The sequence below is a fragment of the Nonomuraea sp. NPDC050643 genome, assembly GCF_040654715.1.
Lineage (GTDB): Bacteria > Actinomycetota > Actinomycetes > Streptosporangiales > Streptosporangiaceae > Nonomuraea.
The window spans coordinates 115,378-132,137 of the sequence record NZ_JBFAIM010000024.1 but is presented as its reverse complement, the minus strand read 5'-3'; the positions used below and the strand labels follow the sequence as shown (position 1 = coordinate 132,137).

The following is a 16,760-nucleotide window of genomic DNA, read 5'->3' as shown; positions in this document are numbered from 1 at the left end:
CAGGATCGTGATCGATGAGCGACACCTACGGCACTGACCGGATGCGAGCAGCCGTCCTCTCGGCGTGGACGGCCTCGCCCGCCCGGTTCCGCGAAGACGCCAACGCGGAGGAGGACTTCGCGCTCGGCGGCTACCGCGATCGGCTGATCGTCGAGCTGGCCCAGAACGCCGCCGACGCGGCGTTGCGGGCGGGCGTGCCCGGGGTGTTGCGGCTGACGCTGCGCGGCGACGTGCTGACGGCCGCCAACACCGGCGCCCCGCTCGACGCGACCGGCGTGGAGAGCCTGTCGACGCTGCGCGCCTCGGGCAAGCGCGACGAGGCGGGGGCGGCGGGCCGGTTCGGCGTCGGGTTCGCGGCGGTCGTGTCGGTCTGCGACGCGCCCTCCATCGGCTCACGGGGGGCCGGCGCGGTGCGCTGGTCCCGTACGGAGACCGCCGCCCTGGTCGCCGAGATCCCCGCGCTGGCGGGTGAGCTGGCCGACCGCTCCGGGCACGTGCCGTTGCTGCGGCTGCCGTTCGACGAGCCGCCCCTCATCGACGTCCCCGAGGGGTTCGACACGCTCGTCCGCCTCCCGCTGCGCGACCAGGCCTGCGTCGAGGCCGTGCGCCGCATGCTGGGCGAGACCAGCCCCGCGCTGCTGATCGGCCTGCCCGCGCTCGAGGTCATCGAGATCGACCTCGACGGCGAGATCCGCAACGTGGGCGCCGACGGCTGGCACGTGGTCTCTGAGTCCGGCGAGTTCACCCCCGAGGAGGTCGGCAGGCTCTTCGCCGACCGGCCCACCGAGGAGCGGGCCCGGCCCTTCTGGTCGCTGCGCTGGGCGGTGCCCGTGACCGGCACCGGTGAGCCGGGGCCGCTGCCCGCCGCCGTGCCGCCCGTGGTGCACGCCCCCACGCCCAGCGTCGAGCCCATCGACCTGCCCGCGCTGCTCATCGCGTCGTTCCCGATGGCCACCGACCGGCGCCACGTGGCCAAGGGGCCGCTCACCGACTTCCTGGTCGAACGGGCGGCCGACGCCTACGTGCGGCTGCTGCGAGAGCTGCCTCGCACCTCCAGGCTGCTCGATCTCGTGCCCTCGCTCATGGGCAAGGGCGAGCTCGACGCCCGCGTCCGGCGCGCGGTGCTCGAGCGCCTGCCCGCCACGCCCCTGCTGCCGGCCCTGTCGGCGCCCGCTCCCACCGTGCAGTCCCCGTCGTTCGCCGACGCGAAGGTCTACGAGCCCGACGCCGAGTGGCGGGTCGAGCATCCGGCGCCCGAGTCCGAGGGCGACGGCTGGGTGGTCGCGGGGCGGGAGGCGGCCGTCGTCGCGTCCGGCTCGTCCGAGCTGCTGGCCGCGGTGGCGGACTTCGTACCGGGGCTGCTGCCCGCCGGGTGGAACGCGCGGCATCCGGCGATGGTCGCGCTCGGGGTGCGCAGGGTGGAGCTGGCCGACATCGTCGACCTGCTGTCGGGTGAGGCGGCCGAAGCGCGCGAGCCGTCGTGGTGGCGTTCGCTCTACCAGGTGCTGCCCGCCGACGATCCCGAGTCGCTGGGCGCACTGCCGGTGCCGCTGACCGATGGCCGGGTGGTGCGCGGGCCGCGCGGCACGCTCATCCTCACCGACGGCGGCGCCGACCTCGACCTGACCCCGCTCGGGCTGCGCATCGTGCATCCGGAGGCGGCCCACCCGGCGCTGCTGCGGCTGGGCGCCGCCGAGGCCACGCCCAGGACGATCCTCGACGATCCGCTGACCAAGGCCGCGGTCTCGGAGTCGCTCGACAACCCGGACCCGGAGCCGGTGGCGCGGGCCGTCCTGTCCCTGGTCCAGACATCCGGGCTGGTGCCCGGCGAGGCGCCGTGGCTGGCCGAGCTGGCGCTGCGCGGCACCGACGGCGAGCTCTACGCCGCCGGCGACCTCATGCTGGCCGGCGGCGCGCTGGCCGGGCTGCTGGAGCCCGACACGCATCTGGGCGTGGCCGCGGCCGAGCTGGAGGAGACCTACGGCGCGCGGGTGCTGGCGGCGGCCGGGGTGCTCGACGGGTTCGCGGTGGTGAACGAGGCCGACGTGCTGCTCGACCCCGACGACTGCGACCACGACCTCGACGGCGAGGCCGACTGGCTCGACCACGTGCTCGACCTGCTGCCCGAGCTGGACGTGCCGCCGCTGGTGCCCGAGTTCGTGGCCGTGCGCGACCTGGAGCTGGTGGCCGACTGGCCGGCCGCGCTGGCGCTGCTCACCACGCCGCCGCTGCGGGCCGCCCTGCATCCGCTGCGGGTGGAGGGCGTCGAGGTGCCGTCCTACACCGCGTGGTGGCTGGCCAACCATCCGGTGCTGAGCGGGAGCAAGCCGCTGGAGCTGCGGCTCCCGGGGGCCGACCCGCTGCTGCAGGGCCTCTACGCCGACGCGCCCACCGGTCTCGACGAGGCCGCCCTGTCCATGCTCGGCGTGCGCACGACGCTGACCGAGCTGCTCACCTCCCACGGAGGGCCCGAAGAGCTCCTCGACCTGCTGGCCGACGACTCGATCGAGGTCGACCGGGCCCAGTTGCGCGCCCTGTGGATCGCGCTGGCCGCCGTCGACCCCTCGCGGGTCGCGCCGCCCTCGCGGGTGCGGGCCGTGCTCGAGGGGGCGATCGTGGTGGCCCCGGCGGACGACGCCGTGGTGGTGGAGGCCCCCGACCTGCTGCAGCTCGTCGCCGGCCGGCCGCTGGTGCTGGCCTCCTACGATCTGGCTGAGGCGCTGTCCGAGCTGCTCGACCTGCCGCTGGCCGGTGAGCTCACCTCGGGGGAGGTGACGTCGGAGGGCGCCGTGCGTGAGGTGCCCGCCGAGGTGCGGTCCCTGCTGCCGACGGCGCCAGCGACCTACGTGGAGCACGAGAAGCTGCTGGTGGACGGCGTGGAGTGCGCGTGGCGCTACTTCGAGGGAGCCGTGCACTGCACCGGGGTCGACGGGCTGGCGCGGGGGCTGGCGTGGGCGACGGGGCAGTGGAACGACCGCCTCGCCGTGGCCGCCCTCCTGCGCGACCCGGCCTCGGTTCCCCTCCTCCTGGCGGAGGCCGACCTGTCCTGAGACGAGCGTGGCGGCCGGGCCCCCGTGGGCCGGCCGCCACCGTGACGAGACGCCGCGGGTCAGGCCGCGCAGGTGGCGGCGGGGGCGGGGAGCTTGCCTTCCAGCACATACGCGTCCACCAGGCCCATGACGCAGCCGTTGCCGCTCAGGTAGGCGCCGTGGCCCTCGCCCTCGTACGTCACCAGGACCCCCGTCTTGAGCTGGTCGGTGAGCTTGGTGGCCCACTGGTACGGCGTGGCCGGGTCACCCTTGCCGCCGATGACGACGATGGGCGCCGAGCCCGTGGCGTCGATGCGCTTGGCGGCGTTGTCGCCCTTCACCGGCCAGTGGGCGCAGGTGCCGGTCGAGCCGTCGAGCGACAGGATCGGGAAGATCTTCTTCACCCGCTCGTTGACCTTGGCGGTCTCGGCGGCCGTGGGGCGCTCGGCGTTGTCGGCGCAGTTGATGGCCGTCAGGCTCGTCATCATCGTCGAGTACGTCCCGTCCGGCCTGCGCCCGGTGTACGCGTCCGCCAGGGCGAGCAGGGCGGTGCCGTTGCCCTTGATGGCGGCGGCGGCCCCCTGCTCCAGCATCGACCAGGTCTGCTTGGCGTACAGCGGGGTGATGACGGCGAGCTGGGCCAGCCCGTAGGTGAGCTCCCGGTCACCCACCTTGAGCGGCTTGGTCTTGAGGCCCTCGAGCAGGGTCTCCACCGCCTTCTCCGCCGCGGCCGGGTCGGCGCCCAGCTCGCAGCTCTGCGCCACGCAGTCCTTGGCGAAGGCGGCGAACGCCTGGTCGAACCCGGTCGCCTGGATCACCGCCCGCTCCTCGAACGTCACCGTGGGGTCGAAGGCGCCGTCCAGGACGAAGCGGCCGACGTTCTTGGGGAAATGGGTGGCGTACACGGCGCCGAGGTGGGTGCCGTACGAGAAGCCGACGTAGTTGAGCTGCCTGTCACCGAGCGCGGCCCTGAGGAGGTCGAGGTCCTTGGCCGCGTTCATGGTGCCGACGTGGGGCAGGATCTTGCCCGAGTCCTTCTCGCAGGCCGCCGCGAACTCCTTGGTCAGCTTCTCCGTGTCCGCGTCCCCGCCAGCGGAGATGATCTTGTCGATCTCGCCGCCGCACCTGACGCCGGAGCTGCGCTCGACGCCGCGCGGGTCGAAGCTGACCAGGTCGTAGCGGCTGCCCAGCTTGGCGAACGCGGTGGCGGCCAGGCTCATCGTGTCCACCCCCGACGCGCCGGGGCCGCCGAAGTTGAAGACCAGTGAGCCCAGGCGGTCGCCGGTGGCCTTGACCCGGATGAGGGCGAGGTCGATCTTCTCGCCGCCCGGCTGGGCGTGGTCGAGGGGGACCGGGAGCCTGCCGCACTCGACGCCGGCGCCGGGGGTGGCGGGCTTGCCGTCGGGGGTGGTCAAGTCGGTGCAGGGGCTCCAGGTGATCGTCCCTGTGCTCTTCGCGGCGGGCGCCGCCGTGTTCTTCGCCGCAGGCTGCCCGGTGGTGCCACAGGCGGTGAGTACGGCCGCGCCAAGGAGCAGGGTCACTATGGGCTTCTTCATGCGTACAAGCATGATTTAGCGGGCGTATGCCGATGTAGTGGGCGCAAACACCACTTCCGGATGACTTCGGCGAACAGCCAGAGATGACGAATGTCAGCTCCGGACTGATATGCCGGTCAGCCGCGCCGGGGCCGCCGGACGAACCACATGCCGAAGAAGCCGAAGCCCACCCCGGTCAGGCAGGTCCAGATCCACCACGTGTTCTCCGGGGCCGGGCGGAAGATCAACAGGATGACCAGCGCGACGGCCCACACCCCCGTGCCGACGGCCACGGCGGCGGTGTCATTGGTCTTGATCGGCTCCGGATCGGGATGCCATTCCTGCTTCACGTTGTCCAGCCTAGCTTCCAATCCGGTCTCGATCTCATCACCGGCTCTTTTCGCAGCTCATGACGACTGTCACTGTTCGCGTCGTGAGCGACACACGTAACGCAATAGATCGTTTCTTCGCAATCTCCGCACGAGGTTCGACAGTCTCCCGTGAAGTACGGGGCGGCATCGCCACCTTCTTCACCATGGCCTACATCGTCGTGCTGAACCCGCTGATCCTGACCAGCGGCAAGGACGTGGAGGGCCAGTTCATCGGCGACGGCACGACGCCCAACGTGGCGCTCGTCGCCGCCGGCACGGCCTTCGTGGCGGGCGTGTTGACGATCCTCATGGGGGTCGTCGGCAAGGTGCCCTTCGCGATGGCGGCCGGGCTCGGCCTGAACGCCTTCGTCACCTTCCAGATCGCCACCGTGATGACCTGGGAAGAGGCCATGGGGCTGGTCTTCCTCGAGGGCGTCATCATCGCCGTCCTGGTGATGACGGGGCTCAGGACGGCGGTCTTCCACGCCATTCCCTCCCAGCTCAAGACGGCCATCAGCGTGGGCATCGGCCTGTTCATCGCGCTGATCGGGTTCGTGGACGCCGGCTTCGTGCGCAAGGCCGCCGGCACGCCCCTGGAACTGGGCATCGGTGGCGCCCTCACCTCGTGGCCGATCTTCGTGTTCATCGTCGGGCTGCTCGCCACGGCCGCGATGGTGGCGCGGAAGGTCAAGGGCGCCATCCTCATCGGCATCGTGGGCACCACGATCCTGGCCATCATCGTCGAGGCGATCGCCAAGCTCGGCCCGTCCGTGCCGGACGACCCCTACGGCTGGCGGCTCAACCAGCCCGTCGTCCCCGACCAGATCTTCGGCTTCCACAACCCGCTCACGCTGTTCGCCGAGTTCAACCCGTTCGGCGGCTTCGTACGCGTGGACGTGCTGCTGGCCGCGCTGTTCGTGTTCACCCTGCTCATCACGGACTTCTTCGACACCATGGGCACCATCGTGGGCGTCGGACGCCAGGCCGATCTGGTGCAGGAGGACGGGACGCTGCCGCGTACCAAGCAGATCCTGCTCGTCGACTCGATCGGCGCGGCGGTGGGCGGCGCGGGCTCGGTCTCCTCGAACACCACCTACATCGAGTCGGCGGCGGGGGTCGGCGAGGGCGCTCGCACGGGCTTGGCCAGCGTGGTCACGGGGGCGCTGTTCCTGGTGGCCATCTTCTTCGCGCCGCTGGTCACGATCGTGCCGTACGAGGCCGCCGCTCCCGCGCTGGTCCTGGTCGGCTTTATGATGATGACCGCCATCCGCGACATCGAGTGGAACGACTACGAGATCGCCATCCCGGCCTTCCTCACCGTGGTGATCATGCCGTTCACCTACTCGATCTCCAACGGAATCGGCGCCGGCTTCATCAGCTACGTGCTGATCAAGGTGGTCAGCGGCAAGGCGCGGGAGATCCACCCACTCCTGTGGGGCGTGGCCGTCCTGTTCGCGCTCTACTTCGCGATCGGGCCGATCAGGGCGCTGTTCGGAGTCTGAGCACCCCCGACCACCCACGAGCACCACGAGCACCACGAGCACATACGAGTACGCACGTCGAAGCCGTTCCGCGCAGGCGGGGCGGCTTCGAGGTATCACTGCATCAGACGAACGTTATGTAGGGAAATATCTTGCCATGCCGTATAGTTAGCGAAGGTAATGACTCATGCTAACCAAACCCCAGCCCAAGATGGACCTGCGCAGCGACGCAGGCCTGGCTTCAGTCCTGCGCGTCTCCTTGGCAAGGCTGACCAGGCGCCTCCGACGACAGGCGGCGGCGCACTCGCTGACGCCCACACAGTTCGCGACGCTCGCCGCGGTGGAACGGCATTCCGGGATAACCCCCGGCGAATTGGCCGAGCTCGAGAAGGTGCAACCTCCCTCGATGACCCGCGTGATCGCCGCACTCGAGGAACGCGGCCTGGTCTCCCGCAGCCCGCATCCGACCGACCGGCGCCAGGTGAGCGTGACCGTGACCGAGGCCGCCGAGAAGCTGCTGAAGGAGGAGCGACGCCGCAAGGAAGCGTGGCTGACCCAGCGGCTGAAGGAGCTTTCGCCGGAGGAGCGGTCGATCCTCAGGCAGGCGGCGCCGATCCTGGAGAAGCTCAGCAAGATCTAGAGCCTGAAGAACCCAAGACCGGGATGTTCCGGTCACTCAGGGTTCACAACTATCGCATCTTCGCAGCCGGGGGCACCGTCTCCAACGTCGGCACCTGGCTGCAGCGCACCGCCCAGGACTGGCTGGTGCTCGATCTGACCCGGGACACCGGGGGCGGCGCGGCGGCGCTCGGCCTGGCCACCGCGCTGCAGTTCCTGCCGATGCTGCTGTTCGGGATGTTCGGCGGCGTGCTCGCCGACCGCTACCCCAAGCGGCCCATCCTCATCGCCGCGCAGACCATGATGGCCGGGCTCGCGCTCACCATCGGCGTGCTCACCATGACCGGTTCGGCCCAGGTCTGGCACGTGTTCGTGATGGCGTTCCTGCTCGGCATGATCTCGTGCGTCGAGGTGCCGACCCGGCAGGCGTTCGTGGTCGAGATGGTCGGCCGCCAGGACCTGCCCAACGCGATCGCGCTCAACAGCTCCATCTTCAACCTCGCCCGCGTGGTCGGCCCGGCGCTCGCCGGTGTGCTGATCTACGTGCTCGGCGGGACGGGGCCGATCTTCCTGATCAACGCGCTGACCTTCGGCGGTGTCATCTCCAGCCTGGTCTTCATGCGCAAGGCCGAACTCAACCCCTCCGCGCCCGTCCCACGCGCCAAGGGGCAGCTTCGCGAAGGGCTGCGGTATGTGATCCAGCGCGAAGAGCTGCTCATGCCGGTGCTGCTCATCGGGTTCGTGTCGATGTTCTCCCAGTCGTTCTCGATGTCGATCGCGCTCATGGCGGCCGAGGAGTTCAAGGCGGGGGCGTCCTCGTTCGGGCTGGCGTCCAGCATGTTCGCGGTGGGGGCGCTCGGTGGGGCGCTGCTCGCGGCGCGGCGGGCCCGGCTGACGAAGAAGGTGCTGTTCGCGGGGGCGATCGGGTTCGGGCTGTTCCAGATCGCGACCGGGCTGGCGCCGTTCTATCCCGCGTACCTGGTGCTGCTGATCCCGACCGGGATCGCGCTGATCACGATCAACACCGCCGCCAACGCGAGCGTACAGATCGCCACCTCTCCCGCCATGCGCGGCCGGGTCATGGGGATCTACATGCTGGTGTTCACCGGTGGCGCGCCGATCGGCGCGCCGCTGATCGGGTGGCTGTCCGAGCTGGGCGGGCCCAGGATGGGCGTGGTCCTGTCCGGGGCGCTGGTCCTGGCCGGCACGGGGCTGGCGGTGCTCATGACGCGCCTGATCAGTTCGCGCGTGGCCAAACCCGCCCTCGCGGTGGCATGAGTCGATGACAATGGGTGGGCATGAGGCTTTTCGCGGCCCTGGTGCCGCCCGACGACGTGCTGGACGAGATCTCGGCCGCGATCGCGCCGCACGTCGGGCAGGTGCCGGGGCTGCGCTGGCCCGACCGGGCCACGTGGCACATCACGCTGGCGTTCTTCGGAGAGGTGCCCGAACAGGTACTGCCGGAGCTGGAAACGCGCCTGGCGCGGGCCGTGGGGCGGCACTCGGCGCTGACGCTGGCCTTCGAGGGGTTCGGGGCCTTCTCGTCCGCGCGGCGGGCCCGGGTCTTCTGGGCGGGGGTCACGGGTGACTCCATGGTCCGGCTCGCCGACTCCGTCAAGGCCGGCGCCCGCCGGGCCGGGGCCACGCAGACGGACGAGAAGCGGTTCCATCCGCATCTGACGCTGGCCCGAGCCAAGGCGGAGACGGATCTGCGTCCGCTGGTGGAGTCGTTGTCCGGGTTCAGCGGGTCGTCGTGGCGGGCGGAGCGGGTCCGGCTCGTCCGCAGTCACACCGGGGCCCAGGTGAGGTACGAGTCACTCGCGGAATGGGCGCTCGCACCCGCTGAGCGGGGCTAGGCTCCTGGGCGTGGATCGTCCTCGCTCCTGGCTGCTGCCCGTCGTGCTCGGCCTGCTGCTGCTGATCGTCGTCGTCGGCGCCCTGCTGACCTGACCCCGTCCGCGGTCACGCCACGCTTTCCCCATGATCCCCTCATCGACCGCGTTTCAGCGCAGGTCCTTTGGAGGTTCCTTCACATTGCCGGTGCTCGGAGCCTGGGGGCGCCGTGCACTGCACGTCGGGGAGGAACGAGTGGTGGCCGGTGTGACGCGCCCCGGGAGCGGCTGTTCAGGGCCGCTGGGCCGCGCCTCGGGGGAGCAAGTTGGGCGGCGTTGGGCCGCACCCCTGGGTAGGCCAACGAGGGCTTTGCGTCGCGTCCCTGAAGGGTCGAGCGGGGATGGCTGGGCCGCGCCCCGGATGCCGCCCGCCGCTCTTGGAGCGGGGGCGGCGGTGGGTTTACCAGGCGTAGTCTTCCGGGGCGGTGCGGTGGCCGGGGAAGATTTCGTTGAGGCGCGTCAGGGCGGCCTTGTCGAGGTTGATCTCCAGGGCGCGCAGGCTGCCTTCGAGCTGCTCCATGGTGCGCGGGCCGATGATCGGGGCGGCGACCGCCCGCTGCTTGAGCAGCCAGGCCAGGGCCACGTTCGCCGGGTCCTCGCCCAGCTCGTCGCAGAGCTTCTCGTACTGCTCGATCTGGTCGCGGTGCTTTTCGAGCTGCTTGAGCATGTGCTCGGCGCCCGAGCGGCCCTTGTCCAGCTTGCGGAGCACGCCGCCCAGCAGGCCGCCCGCCAGCGGGCTCCACGGGATCACGCCGAGGCCGTAGTCCTCGCACGCGGGCAGCACCTCGAGCTCCGGCGCGCGCGTGAGGAGGTTGTAGTGGGACTGCTCGCTGACGAGGCCGGTGAAGTTGCGCCGGGCCGCGATCTCCTGGGCCTTGGCGATGTGCCAGCCCGCGAAGTTGGACGAGCCCACGTAGATGATCTTGCCCTGCTGGCGCAGGACCTCCATGGCCTCCCAGAACTCCTCGAACGGGGTGTTCCGGTCGATGTGGTGGGCCTGGTAGATGTCGATGTAGTCGGTCTGCAGGCGCTTCAGCGAGGCGTCGCAGGCCCTGCGGATGTTGAGCGCCGACAGCCTCTTCTCGTTGGGCCAGTCGCCCATGTCGCCATAGAGCTTGGTCGCGATGACCGTCTTCTCCCGGCGCCCGCCGCCCTGGGCGAACCACCGGCCGAGGATGCTCTCGGTGACGCCCTCGCCTTTCTTCCCGCCATAGGTGTTCGCGGAGTCGAAGAAGTTCAACCCGAGCTCATGAGCCCGGTCCATGATCGCGAAGGAGTCTTCCTCCGAGGTCCGCGGGCCGAAGTTCATGGTGCCGAGGCAGAGCGGGCTCACCTGGAGACCGCTGCGTCCGAGGTTGACATAGTCCATGACCCAACCCTAAAGACCTGGAGTGCACTCCAGGCCATACACTCTGTTGATGATCTCGGGTGAAGTGGAGGCCGCGCCACCGAGGTCTCGCCCCTTGTGATCGCCCTGCTCCGTGCCGCCGTGCCGCTCTTCTTCGCCATGGTCATGGGCATGATCGGCGCGCTGGTGGTCACGTCGGTGCCCGGTAGGCATGACACGGTCACCCTCGCCGCGTTCGCGGTCATGACCGCCGTGCTCAACCCGGCGAGCGCGGTTGCCGGTGATGTTCAGCGACGATGTGGCGGTGCGTGAGCGGGTGCTCGGGCTGCTGCCGCTGATGTTGCTGGCGTCGGCGCTCGACGCGGCCCAGGCGGTGCAGGGGATCGGCCTCACCGCGCTCAAGCGCTCCGGGTCGATCCTGGTGTACTTCGTGATCGGGTACGGGCTGCTGGTGCCGGCGGCCGTACCCGTGGCCAGGACGTGGGGGATCACCGGGCTGTGGGTGGCCATGGCGGTGGCCAACGCACTTCTGGTGGTGCTGCAGGGCACCGGCTTCCACCGCCACAGCGCCAGGCTGGTCGTGGCCGTCGCCACCCGCTAGCGACAGCCGGGGGCGGGGCGTCGGTCGGGCCGGTGAGGGGCACGTTGTCTTGAAGGTCTTCGTGTCTTTCCTGGCGTCCGCTCGTCTTCGGTCGTTCGCATGCCTAGACCGAAATGGCAGGTCGGACTGCGCGGGCGGTGCGTGGGGCATGATGGCGGCGTGGGGGATGTCGTGATCAGGGTGCTCGCAGTCGTGGCGGCGATCTGTCTTTCGGCCGTCGCGCCCGCCTACGCGGCGGCCGATGACGGGATGGAGAAGCTCTTCACCTTCAAGGACCCGGCGATCACCGAATCGAGCGGGCTGGCCGTGTCACCGACGCACGAGGGCGTCTACTACACGCACAACGACAGCTCCGCCGCGCCGACCTTCTACGCGGTCGACGGGCAGGGCCGGACGCGGGCCACGTTCCAGGTCCGTGGGGCGCAGGCGCGTGACTGGGAGGCCATGGCGGCCACCAAGGACCCGGCGACGGGGCGCGGAGTGCTGTGGTTCGCCGACATCGGCGACAATCTGGACGGGGCCTGGCCGAACATCTCCGTCTACAAGGTGATGGAGCCGCGGACGCTCACGAACGCGGCGCTGCCCGCGACCCGCTACCGCTTCCGGTACGCCGACGGCGGCCGCAACGCCGAAGGCCTCATGATCAACCCGAAGACCGGGCGCCTCTACGTGGTGTCCAAGGAGTTCGCCGGGTCGGTCTACGCGGCGCCCGCGAAGCTGCGTACCGACCGGGTCAACGTGCTGCGCAAGGTCGCCGGCGCGCCCATCATGGCCACGGACGCCGCCTACGCGCCCGACGGCTCGTCCTACGTCGTCCGGACGTACTTCTCGGCCACCCTGTTCCGGCCGTCGGGGGAGACGATCGCCAAGGTGTCGATGCCGGAGTTGAAGCAGGCGGAGTCGATCGCGTACACGCCGGACGGCAAGGCCCTGCTCACGGGGACGGAGGGGCCGCGCAGCCCGGTCTACCGGGTGCCGATCCCGGCCGCCGGCCGGCCGGTCACCGCCACGCCCAGCCCGGTCAGGGGTGAGGAGAAGGAGGAGTCGAGCCCGTCGGCGCAGGCGGCGGAGTCCGGTGATGGTGGGCTGACGGCCAAGGACGTTCTCATCTGGCTGGCGGCGGCGGTGACGGCCACGGGCGTGATCACGTTCCTGGCCCGGCGCACGCGCTGACGGGCTGACGCGTCGATATGTCCGGGGTGCTGGTGCTGTCGGTAGTCGTGCTGGCGAAGGTGTTGGTGACCGTGGGTCGTTGCGGTGAGGTGGTGGTGAGGCGGAGGAGCGTTTTCCTGGAGGGGCGGTCACGCGGGTCGGCGGGTGGGGCCCACCGGGCGGAGCCGTAAAGGAAAAGCCTGGAGAAGATCAGCGGAAGGTCAGCATGTCGCCGCGGAGAGCCCGCTCGACCACCTCGATCGAGCGGGACAGGCGCACCAGGCGCGGCCCCTCCTCCCGATAGGTGTCGAGGACCGCCTCGATGGCGTGCGGCGGCAGGTGGCCCTTGAGGTCGACCGCCGCCGCCCGGTAGCCCGCCCGCGCGGCCTGGATGGCCGAGCCGACGTGGTGCCTGGCCATGCTGGCCAGCGCCACCGGATGCCGTCTGAGCACCTCGTACGCCCGGTAGTCCGGCGGCACCGCGTCGAGCAGCCAGGCCACGGCCGAGGTCTCCCAGTCGGGGACGCTCGGCGGCCGGACCTCGGCCGGCCATTCCGGTGGGACGTACATGAGGTCATCGTACTCATGTTCGATTCGCCCGGATATGGCGGGGACGGCCGGTAAGTCGGAAAATCAGCATGTGACGGAAAAGATCGGGGTCGTGGGCGCGGGCATCGTCGGGCTCGCGGTGGCGCGTGAGCTGGCCTCTGTCAGAGGGGCCGAGGTGACCGTGCTGGAGAAGGAGGGCCGCGTCGGCGCCCACCAGACCGGCCACAACAGCGGCGTCGTGCACGCGGGCATCTACTACCCGCCCGGCTCGCTCAAGGCCAGGCTGTGCCGCGAGGGGGTGGCGCTGCTCAAGGAGTACTGCGCGGCGCACGAGCTGCCCTACCGCGAGGTGGGCAAGCTGGTCGTGGCGAGTACGCGCGCCGAGCGGCCGCTGCTGCGCGCGCTGGCCGAGCGGGCCCGCGCCAACGGGGTGCCGGGCATCGCCGAGCTGGACGGGCTGGCCCTGCGCGAGATCGAGCCGCACGCGGTCGGTGTGGGCGCGATCCACTCGCCCCACACCGCGATCTGCGACTTCCCGGCCGTCGCGCGGCGGCTCGCGCTCGACGTGTCGGGCATGGGCGGGTCCGTACGCCTCTCGCACCCGGTCAGGGCCATCAGGGAGCGCCCAGGCGGCGTGGAGGTGCTGGCCGGGAAGCGCAGGTACACCTTCGACCGCCTGGTGGTGTGCGGCGGGCTGAGCACGGACGCGGTGGCCCGGATGGCCGGGGCGCCGGGCGAGGTGCGGATCGTCCCGTTCAGAGGGGAGTTCTACGCGCTCAAGGGCGCCGCCAGGGACCTGGTACGGGGGCTGATCTATCCGGTGCCCGACCCCCGCTACCCGTTCCTGGGCGTGCACCTGACGCGACAGCTCGGCGATGACGTGCTGGTGGGGCCGAACGCGGTGCTCGCGCTGGCGTACGAAGGCTACAGAAGGTCGAATTTTCGTAATGTCCGGCAAATTCTTGGCTGGCCGGGGACCTTGCGGATGGCACGTACGCACTGGCGTACCGGGCTCAAAGAAGTCTACGGATCGCTCGTCAAAAGCGCGTTTCTGCACGGCGCCCGACGTTATGTCCCCGAGCTCGCCGCCGCTGACCTCGAACGGGCCCCGGGCGGCGTTCGCGCGCAGGCCGTCGCCAGGGACGGGCGGCTGGTCGACGACTTCGTGGTGGACGTGCACGGCAAGGTCGTCCTTGTTCGCAACGCGCCTTCACCCGCCGCCACCTCAAGTCTGGCAATTGCCCGGCATATTGCCGGAATTGTCCCAGCACTCGTCTGATGAGGGCATCCTTGTCTGTGATGGAATCACGCCTGCTGATAGTCGAGGACGATCCGAACATCCTCGAACTCCTCGCCGCGAGCCTGAGGTTCGCGGGTTTCGACGTGACCACGGCGAAGAGCGGCCTCGACGCCGTGGCCGCCGTGCAACGACACCGCCCCGACCTCGTCGTACTCGACGTCATGCTGCCCGACCTGGACGGATTCGAGATCGTCAGGCGGCTGCGCGGCGGCGGGCTGCACACACCGGTGGTGTTCCTGACCGCCCGTGACGAGACCGAGGACAAGATCCGCGGGCTGACGATCGGCGGCGACGACTACGTGACCAAGCCGTTCAGCCTGGAGGAGGTGGTCGCCAGGATCCACGCCGTGCTGCGCCGTACGAGCGGGGAGTCGCAGGCGGCGCCGCCGCGGCTGACGTTCGCCGACATCGAGCTGGACGAGGAGAGCCACGAGGTGTGGCGCGGGGGCAACGCCGTGGCGCTGTCGCCGACCGAGTTCAAGCTCCTGCGGTACTTCATGACGAACGCCGGCCGCGTCCTGTCCAAGCCGCAGATCCTCGACCACGTGTGGGACTACGACTTCCGGGGCGAGGTGGGGATCGTGGAGTCGTACGTGTCCGTGCTCCGCCGGAAGATCGACAACCGCAGCCCGCGACTCATCCACACCCTGCGAGGGGTGGGATACGTCCTGAGATTGCCACCGAGTCCCTAATGCGCGGCCTGCCGCTGAGAATCAAGCTCATCGCGTCGATGCTGGCGCTGCTCGGCTTCGGCCTGACCTTCATCGGCCTGGTGAGCGTCTCGGTGCTGCACGGCTATCTCATCGACCGCGTGGACAGCCAGCTCACGCTGCTCGCCGCGCGCATGGACAAGAAGGTCAGGAGCGACTGGCGGAAGGACAGGGAGACCGCCGACCGGCCGATCCTCATCGAGTCCGACGCGATCGCCCTGGTCAGGGAGCCCGGCGGCGACTTCGAGCCGATGCTGATCGACCGCGACGTGGACCAGAAGTCCAAGCCCGTGCTGGCGCCGTCGCCGGGCGGCGACCCCTACACCGCGCCCGCCCTGCACGGCGGCGGCGAGTGGCGCGTGCTGGAGCACGAGGTCCAGCGGCGCACGCTCGTCGTCGCGGTGGACCTGGAGGAGGTCGACGCGATCACCCGGCGGCTCGTGCTGATCGAGCTGCTGGGCGGTGGCGGCATCCTGCTCATCCTGGCGGTGGTGGGCATCACGATCGTGCGGCGCAGCATGCGGCCGCTCGGCCAGATCGAGCGTACGGCCGAGGCCATCGCCGCCGGCGACCTGGGCCGCAGGGTGCCGGACGGCGACCCCCGTACCGAGGTGGGCGGCCTGGCCAAGTCGCTGAACGGGATGCTGGCCCAGATCGAGACCGCGTTCACCGCCAGGTCGCGCTCCGAGGCGGCGGCCCGCCGCTCCGAGGACCGGATGCGCCAGTTCGTCGGCGACGCCTCGCACGAGCTGCGTACGCCGCTGACCTCGATCCGCGGCTTCGCCGAGTACGCCAGGCAGAACCCAGGAGCCGACCCCGTCGAGCTGATGCAGCGCGTGGAGAAGGCCGCCGGGCGGATGAGCCTGCTGGTGGACGACCTGCTCCTGCTGGCCAGGGTGGACCAGCAGCGGCCGCTGCAGATGCGGCCGGTGGACATGCTGGCGCTGGCGGCGGACGCCGTACAGGATGCCCGGATCCTCGCCCCCGACCGGCTGATCAAGCTCGACGTGGTCGGCGGCGCGGCGCTGATCGTCTCCGGCGACGAGGTACGCCTGCGCCAGGTCATCAGCAACCTCGTCACCAACGCGATCGTCCACACCGAGGCCGGCTCCCCGATCATCGTGCGGGTCGGGGCGGGCACCGACAAGCTGTTCCTCGAAGTCGTCGACCACGGCCCCGGCCTCACCCCCGAGCAGGTCGAGCACGTCTTCGAGCGCTTCTACCGGGCCGACTCGGCCAGGTCCCGGCGCCGCTCGGCCGAGGACAGGGGCAGTGGGCTCGGCCTGGCGATCGTGCAGGCCCTCGTACGCGCCCACGGCGGCACGGTCACCGTGGACAGCTCGTCCGAGGGCGGTTCCACCTTCCGTGTGGAACTCCCACTCGCCTTGGAGTGACCCTTCAGCTAACCCTCAGGTGGCTGCGTCACTCTAAGTAGGTGACGAAACCCGAGGCGCTGATCATGGTGGTGGACGACGAGCCCAGCATCAGGGATCTGCTCTCCGCCAGCCTGCGCTTCTCCGGGTTCGAGGTGCTGACCGCCGCCGACGGCGAGGAGGCCGTCGAGGTGGCCGTCCGCGCCTCGCCCGACCTGGTGGTGCTCGACGTGATGCTGCCCGACCTGGACGGGTTCGAGGTGGCCAGGCGGATCGACGCGCCCGTGCTGTTCCTGACCGCTCGCGACGCCACCGAGGACAAGATCGCGGGGCTGCGGGTCGGGGACGACTACGTGACCAAGCCGTTCAGCCTGGAGGAGGTGCAGGCCAGGATCCGGGCGGTGCTGCGGCGTACGCGCGGGGAGGCCGCGCCCGTCAGCAAGCTGAAGGTGGCCGACCTGGAGCTGGACGAGGACGCGCGCGAGGTGTGGCGCGGTGGCCGGCAGGTACGGCTGTCGCCGACCGAGTTCAAGCTGCTGCACTACTTCATGGTCAACGCCGGCCGCGTGCTGTCGAAGGCGCAGATCCTCGACCACGTGTGGAACTACGACTTCGGCGGCGACGCCGGGGTGGTGGAGTCGTACGTCTCCTACCTCAGGCGCAAGGTGGACGACGTCGAGCCGCGGCTCATCCACACCCTGCGCAGCGTCGGCTACGTCCTCAGGGAGCCGCCCGCGGGGTGACCCGGTGAGACCGGTCCACCCGGGATCGAGGGATCACGTGTGGCGAGGCCGGGCTAGG

The 16,760-nt window shown here is 70.5% G+C and carries 16 protein-coding genes; 12 read left to right on the top strand and 4 right to left on the bottom strand.

The genetic code is table 11. The features are described from left to right. Positions 1-14: 14 nt before the first annotated feature. Complete coding sequence (locus tag AB0I15_RS30595) at positions 15-3,050, top strand: hypothetical protein (protein ID WP_358102623.1); 3,036 nt, start codon at positions 15-17, stop codon at positions 3,048-3,050. Between the two features lie 59 nt (positions 3,051-3,109). On the opposite strand, the gene AB0I15_RS30590 is transcribed toward AB0I15_RS30595, so the two are convergent. Continuing rightward, entirely contained in the window at positions 3,110-4,585 is a 1,476-nt protein-coding gene (locus tag AB0I15_RS30590; RefSeq protein ID WP_358102621.1) for an alpha/beta hydrolase, read from the bottom strand. Positions 4,586-4,701: 116 nt separating this feature from the next. Further along, on the bottom strand, positions 4,702-4,914 hold the full coding sequence (locus AB0I15_RS30585; RefSeq protein WP_358102619.1) for a DUF2530 domain-containing protein: 213 nt from the start codon (positions 4,912-4,914) through the stop codon (positions 4,702-4,704). A gap of 59 nt (positions 4,915-4,973) precedes the next feature. Here AB0I15_RS30585 and AB0I15_RS30580 point away from each other — a divergent pair, with 59 nt between their 5' ends. From AB0I15_RS30580 to thpR, 4 genes are all read left to right on the top strand, one after another. Further along, positions 4,974-6,437: an NCS2 family permease gene (locus AB0I15_RS30580; RefSeq protein ID WP_358102617.1), complete on the top strand. Its 1,464-nt coding sequence runs from the start codon at positions 4,974-4,976 to the stop codon at positions 6,435-6,437. 190 nt (positions 6,438-6,627) lie between these two features. Then, the gene (locus AB0I15_RS30575) at positions 6,628-7,056 is read left to right on the top strand and encodes a MarR family transcriptional regulator (protein WP_358102615.1); all 429 of its coding nucleotides are present in this window, start codon (positions 6,628-6,630) and stop codon (positions 7,054-7,056) included. A gap of 23 nt (positions 7,057-7,079) precedes the next feature. Continuing rightward, the gene (locus AB0I15_RS30570; protein WP_358102613.1) at positions 7,080-8,312 is read left to right on the top strand and encodes an MFS transporter; all 1,233 of its coding nucleotides are present in this window, start codon (positions 7,080-7,082) and stop codon (positions 8,310-8,312) included. Between the two features lie 20 nt (positions 8,313-8,332). Then, the gene (gene thpR, locus AB0I15_RS30565; protein ID WP_358102612.1) at positions 8,333-8,890 is read left to right on the top strand and encodes an RNA 2',3'-cyclic phosphodiesterase; all 558 of its coding nucleotides are present in this window, start codon (positions 8,333-8,335) and stop codon (positions 8,888-8,890) included. Between the two features lie 436 nt (positions 8,891-9,326). Here thpR and AB0I15_RS30560 read toward each other — a convergent pair whose 3' ends face one another. After that, positions 9,327-10,295, bottom strand: coding sequence for an aldo/keto reductase (locus AB0I15_RS30560; protein ID WP_358102610.1), 969 nt, complete (start codon positions 10,293-10,295; stop codon positions 9,327-9,329). A gap of 96 nt (positions 10,296-10,391) precedes the next feature. On the opposite strand from AB0I15_RS30560, the gene AB0I15_RS30555 reads away from it, so the two are divergent. From AB0I15_RS30555 to AB0I15_RS30545, 3 genes are all read left to right on the top strand, one after another. After that, on the top strand, positions 10,392-10,586 hold the full coding sequence (locus tag AB0I15_RS30555) for a hypothetical protein (protein ID WP_358102608.1): 195 nt from the start codon (positions 10,392-10,394) through the stop codon (positions 10,584-10,586). Beyond that, positions 10,558-10,875 carry a hypothetical protein gene (locus AB0I15_RS30550; RefSeq protein ID WP_358102606.1) on the top strand — a complete coding sequence of 106 codons (318 nt, stop codon included), beginning with the start codon at positions 10,558-10,560 and terminating at the stop codon, positions 10,873-10,875. Before AB0I15_RS30555 ends, AB0I15_RS30550 begins: the two co-directional genes overlap by 29 nt. Positions 10,876-11,034: 159 nt before the next feature. After that, the gene (locus tag AB0I15_RS30545; RefSeq protein ID WP_358102604.1) at positions 11,035-12,048 is read left to right on the top strand and encodes a hypothetical protein; all 1,014 of its coding nucleotides are present in this window, start codon (positions 11,035-11,037) and stop codon (positions 12,046-12,048) included. Positions 12,049-12,237: 189 nt separating this feature from the next. Here the strand turns inward: AB0I15_RS30545 and AB0I15_RS30540 are convergent, their stop codons facing one another. Continuing rightward, a complete protein-coding gene (locus AB0I15_RS30540; RefSeq protein ID WP_358102602.1) occupies positions 12,238-12,597 on the bottom strand; it encodes a hypothetical protein in 360 nt (119 codons plus the stop codon). A gap of 70 nt (positions 12,598-12,667) precedes the next feature. Between AB0I15_RS30540 and lhgO the strand changes: the two genes are divergently transcribed. The 4 genes from lhgO (at position 12,668) to AB0I15_RS30520 (ending at position 16,702) form a co-directional block, all read left to right on the top strand. Then, on the top strand, positions 12,668-13,855 hold the full coding sequence (gene lhgO / locus AB0I15_RS30535; protein ID WP_358102600.1) for an L-2-hydroxyglutarate oxidase: 1,188 nt from the start codon (positions 12,668-12,670) through the stop codon (positions 13,853-13,855). A 20-nt stretch (positions 13,856-13,875) separates the two neighbouring features. Beyond that, complete coding sequence (locus AB0I15_RS30530; RefSeq protein WP_358102598.1) at positions 13,876-14,568, top strand: response regulator transcription factor; 693 nt, start codon at positions 13,876-13,878, stop codon at positions 14,566-14,568. Next, positions 14,568-15,980: a HAMP domain-containing sensor histidine kinase gene (locus tag AB0I15_RS30525; RefSeq protein ID WP_358102596.1), complete on the top strand. Its 1,413-nt coding sequence runs from the start codon at positions 14,568-14,570 to the stop codon at positions 15,978-15,980. The genes AB0I15_RS30530 and AB0I15_RS30525 overlap by 1 nt, the downstream gene beginning before the upstream one ends. A gap of 65 nt (positions 15,981-16,045) precedes the next feature. Next, positions 16,046-16,702 carry a response regulator transcription factor gene (locus AB0I15_RS30520; protein WP_358102663.1) on the top strand — a complete coding sequence of 219 codons (657 nt, stop codon included), beginning with the start codon at positions 16,046-16,048 and terminating at the stop codon, positions 16,700-16,702. The last annotated feature ends 58 nt before the right edge of the window (positions 16,703-16,760 follow it).

What these genes read in the sequence shown, in the direction of transcription:
- AB0I15_RS30570 (WP_358102613.1), top strand. Translation starts at nt 7,080, where the DNA reads ATGTTCCGGTCACTCAGGGTTCACAACTATCGCATCTTCGCAGCCGGG.
- AB0I15_RS30520 (WP_358102663.1), top strand. Translation starts at nt 16,046, where the DNA reads ATGGTGGTGGACGACGAGCCCAGCATCAGGGATCTGCTCTCCGCCAGC.
- AB0I15_RS30580 (WP_358102617.1), top strand. Translation starts at nt 4,974, where the DNA reads ATGACGACTGTCACTGTTCGCGTCGTGAGCGACACACGTAACGCAATA.
- AB0I15_RS30575 (WP_358102615.1), top strand. Translation starts at nt 6,628, where the DNA reads ATGGACCTGCGCAGCGACGCAGGCCTGGCTTCAGTCCTGCGCGTCTCC.
- AB0I15_RS30525 (WP_358102596.1), top strand. Translation starts at nt 14,568, where the DNA reads ATGCGCGGCCTGCCGCTGAGAATCAAGCTCATCGCGTCGATGCTGGCG.
- AB0I15_RS30550 (WP_358102606.1), top strand. Translation starts at nt 10,558, where the DNA reads ATGTTCAGCGACGATGTGGCGGTGCGTGAGCGGGTGCTCGGGCTGCTG.
- AB0I15_RS30540 (WP_358102602.1), bottom strand. Translation starts at nt 12,597, where the DNA reads ATGTACGTCCCACCGGAATGGCCGGCCGAGGTCCGGCCGCCGAGCGTC.
- AB0I15_RS30595 (WP_358102623.1), top strand. Translation starts at nt 15, where the DNA reads ATGAGCGACACCTACGGCACTGACCGGATGCGAGCAGCCGTCCTCTCG.
- AB0I15_RS30530 (WP_358102598.1), top strand. Translation starts at nt 13,876, where the DNA reads ATGGAATCACGCCTGCTGATAGTCGAGGACGATCCGAACATCCTCGAA.
- AB0I15_RS30560 (WP_358102610.1), bottom strand. Translation starts at nt 10,295, where the DNA reads ATGGACTATGTCAACCTCGGACGCAGCGGTCTCCAGGTGAGCCCGCTC.
- thpR (WP_358102612.1), top strand. Translation starts at nt 8,333, where the DNA reads ATGAGGCTTTTCGCGGCCCTGGTGCCGCCCGACGACGTGCTGGACGAG.
- AB0I15_RS30590 (WP_358102621.1), bottom strand. Translation starts at nt 4,585, where the DNA reads ATGAAGAAGCCCATAGTGACCCTGCTCCTTGGCGCGGCCGTACTCACC.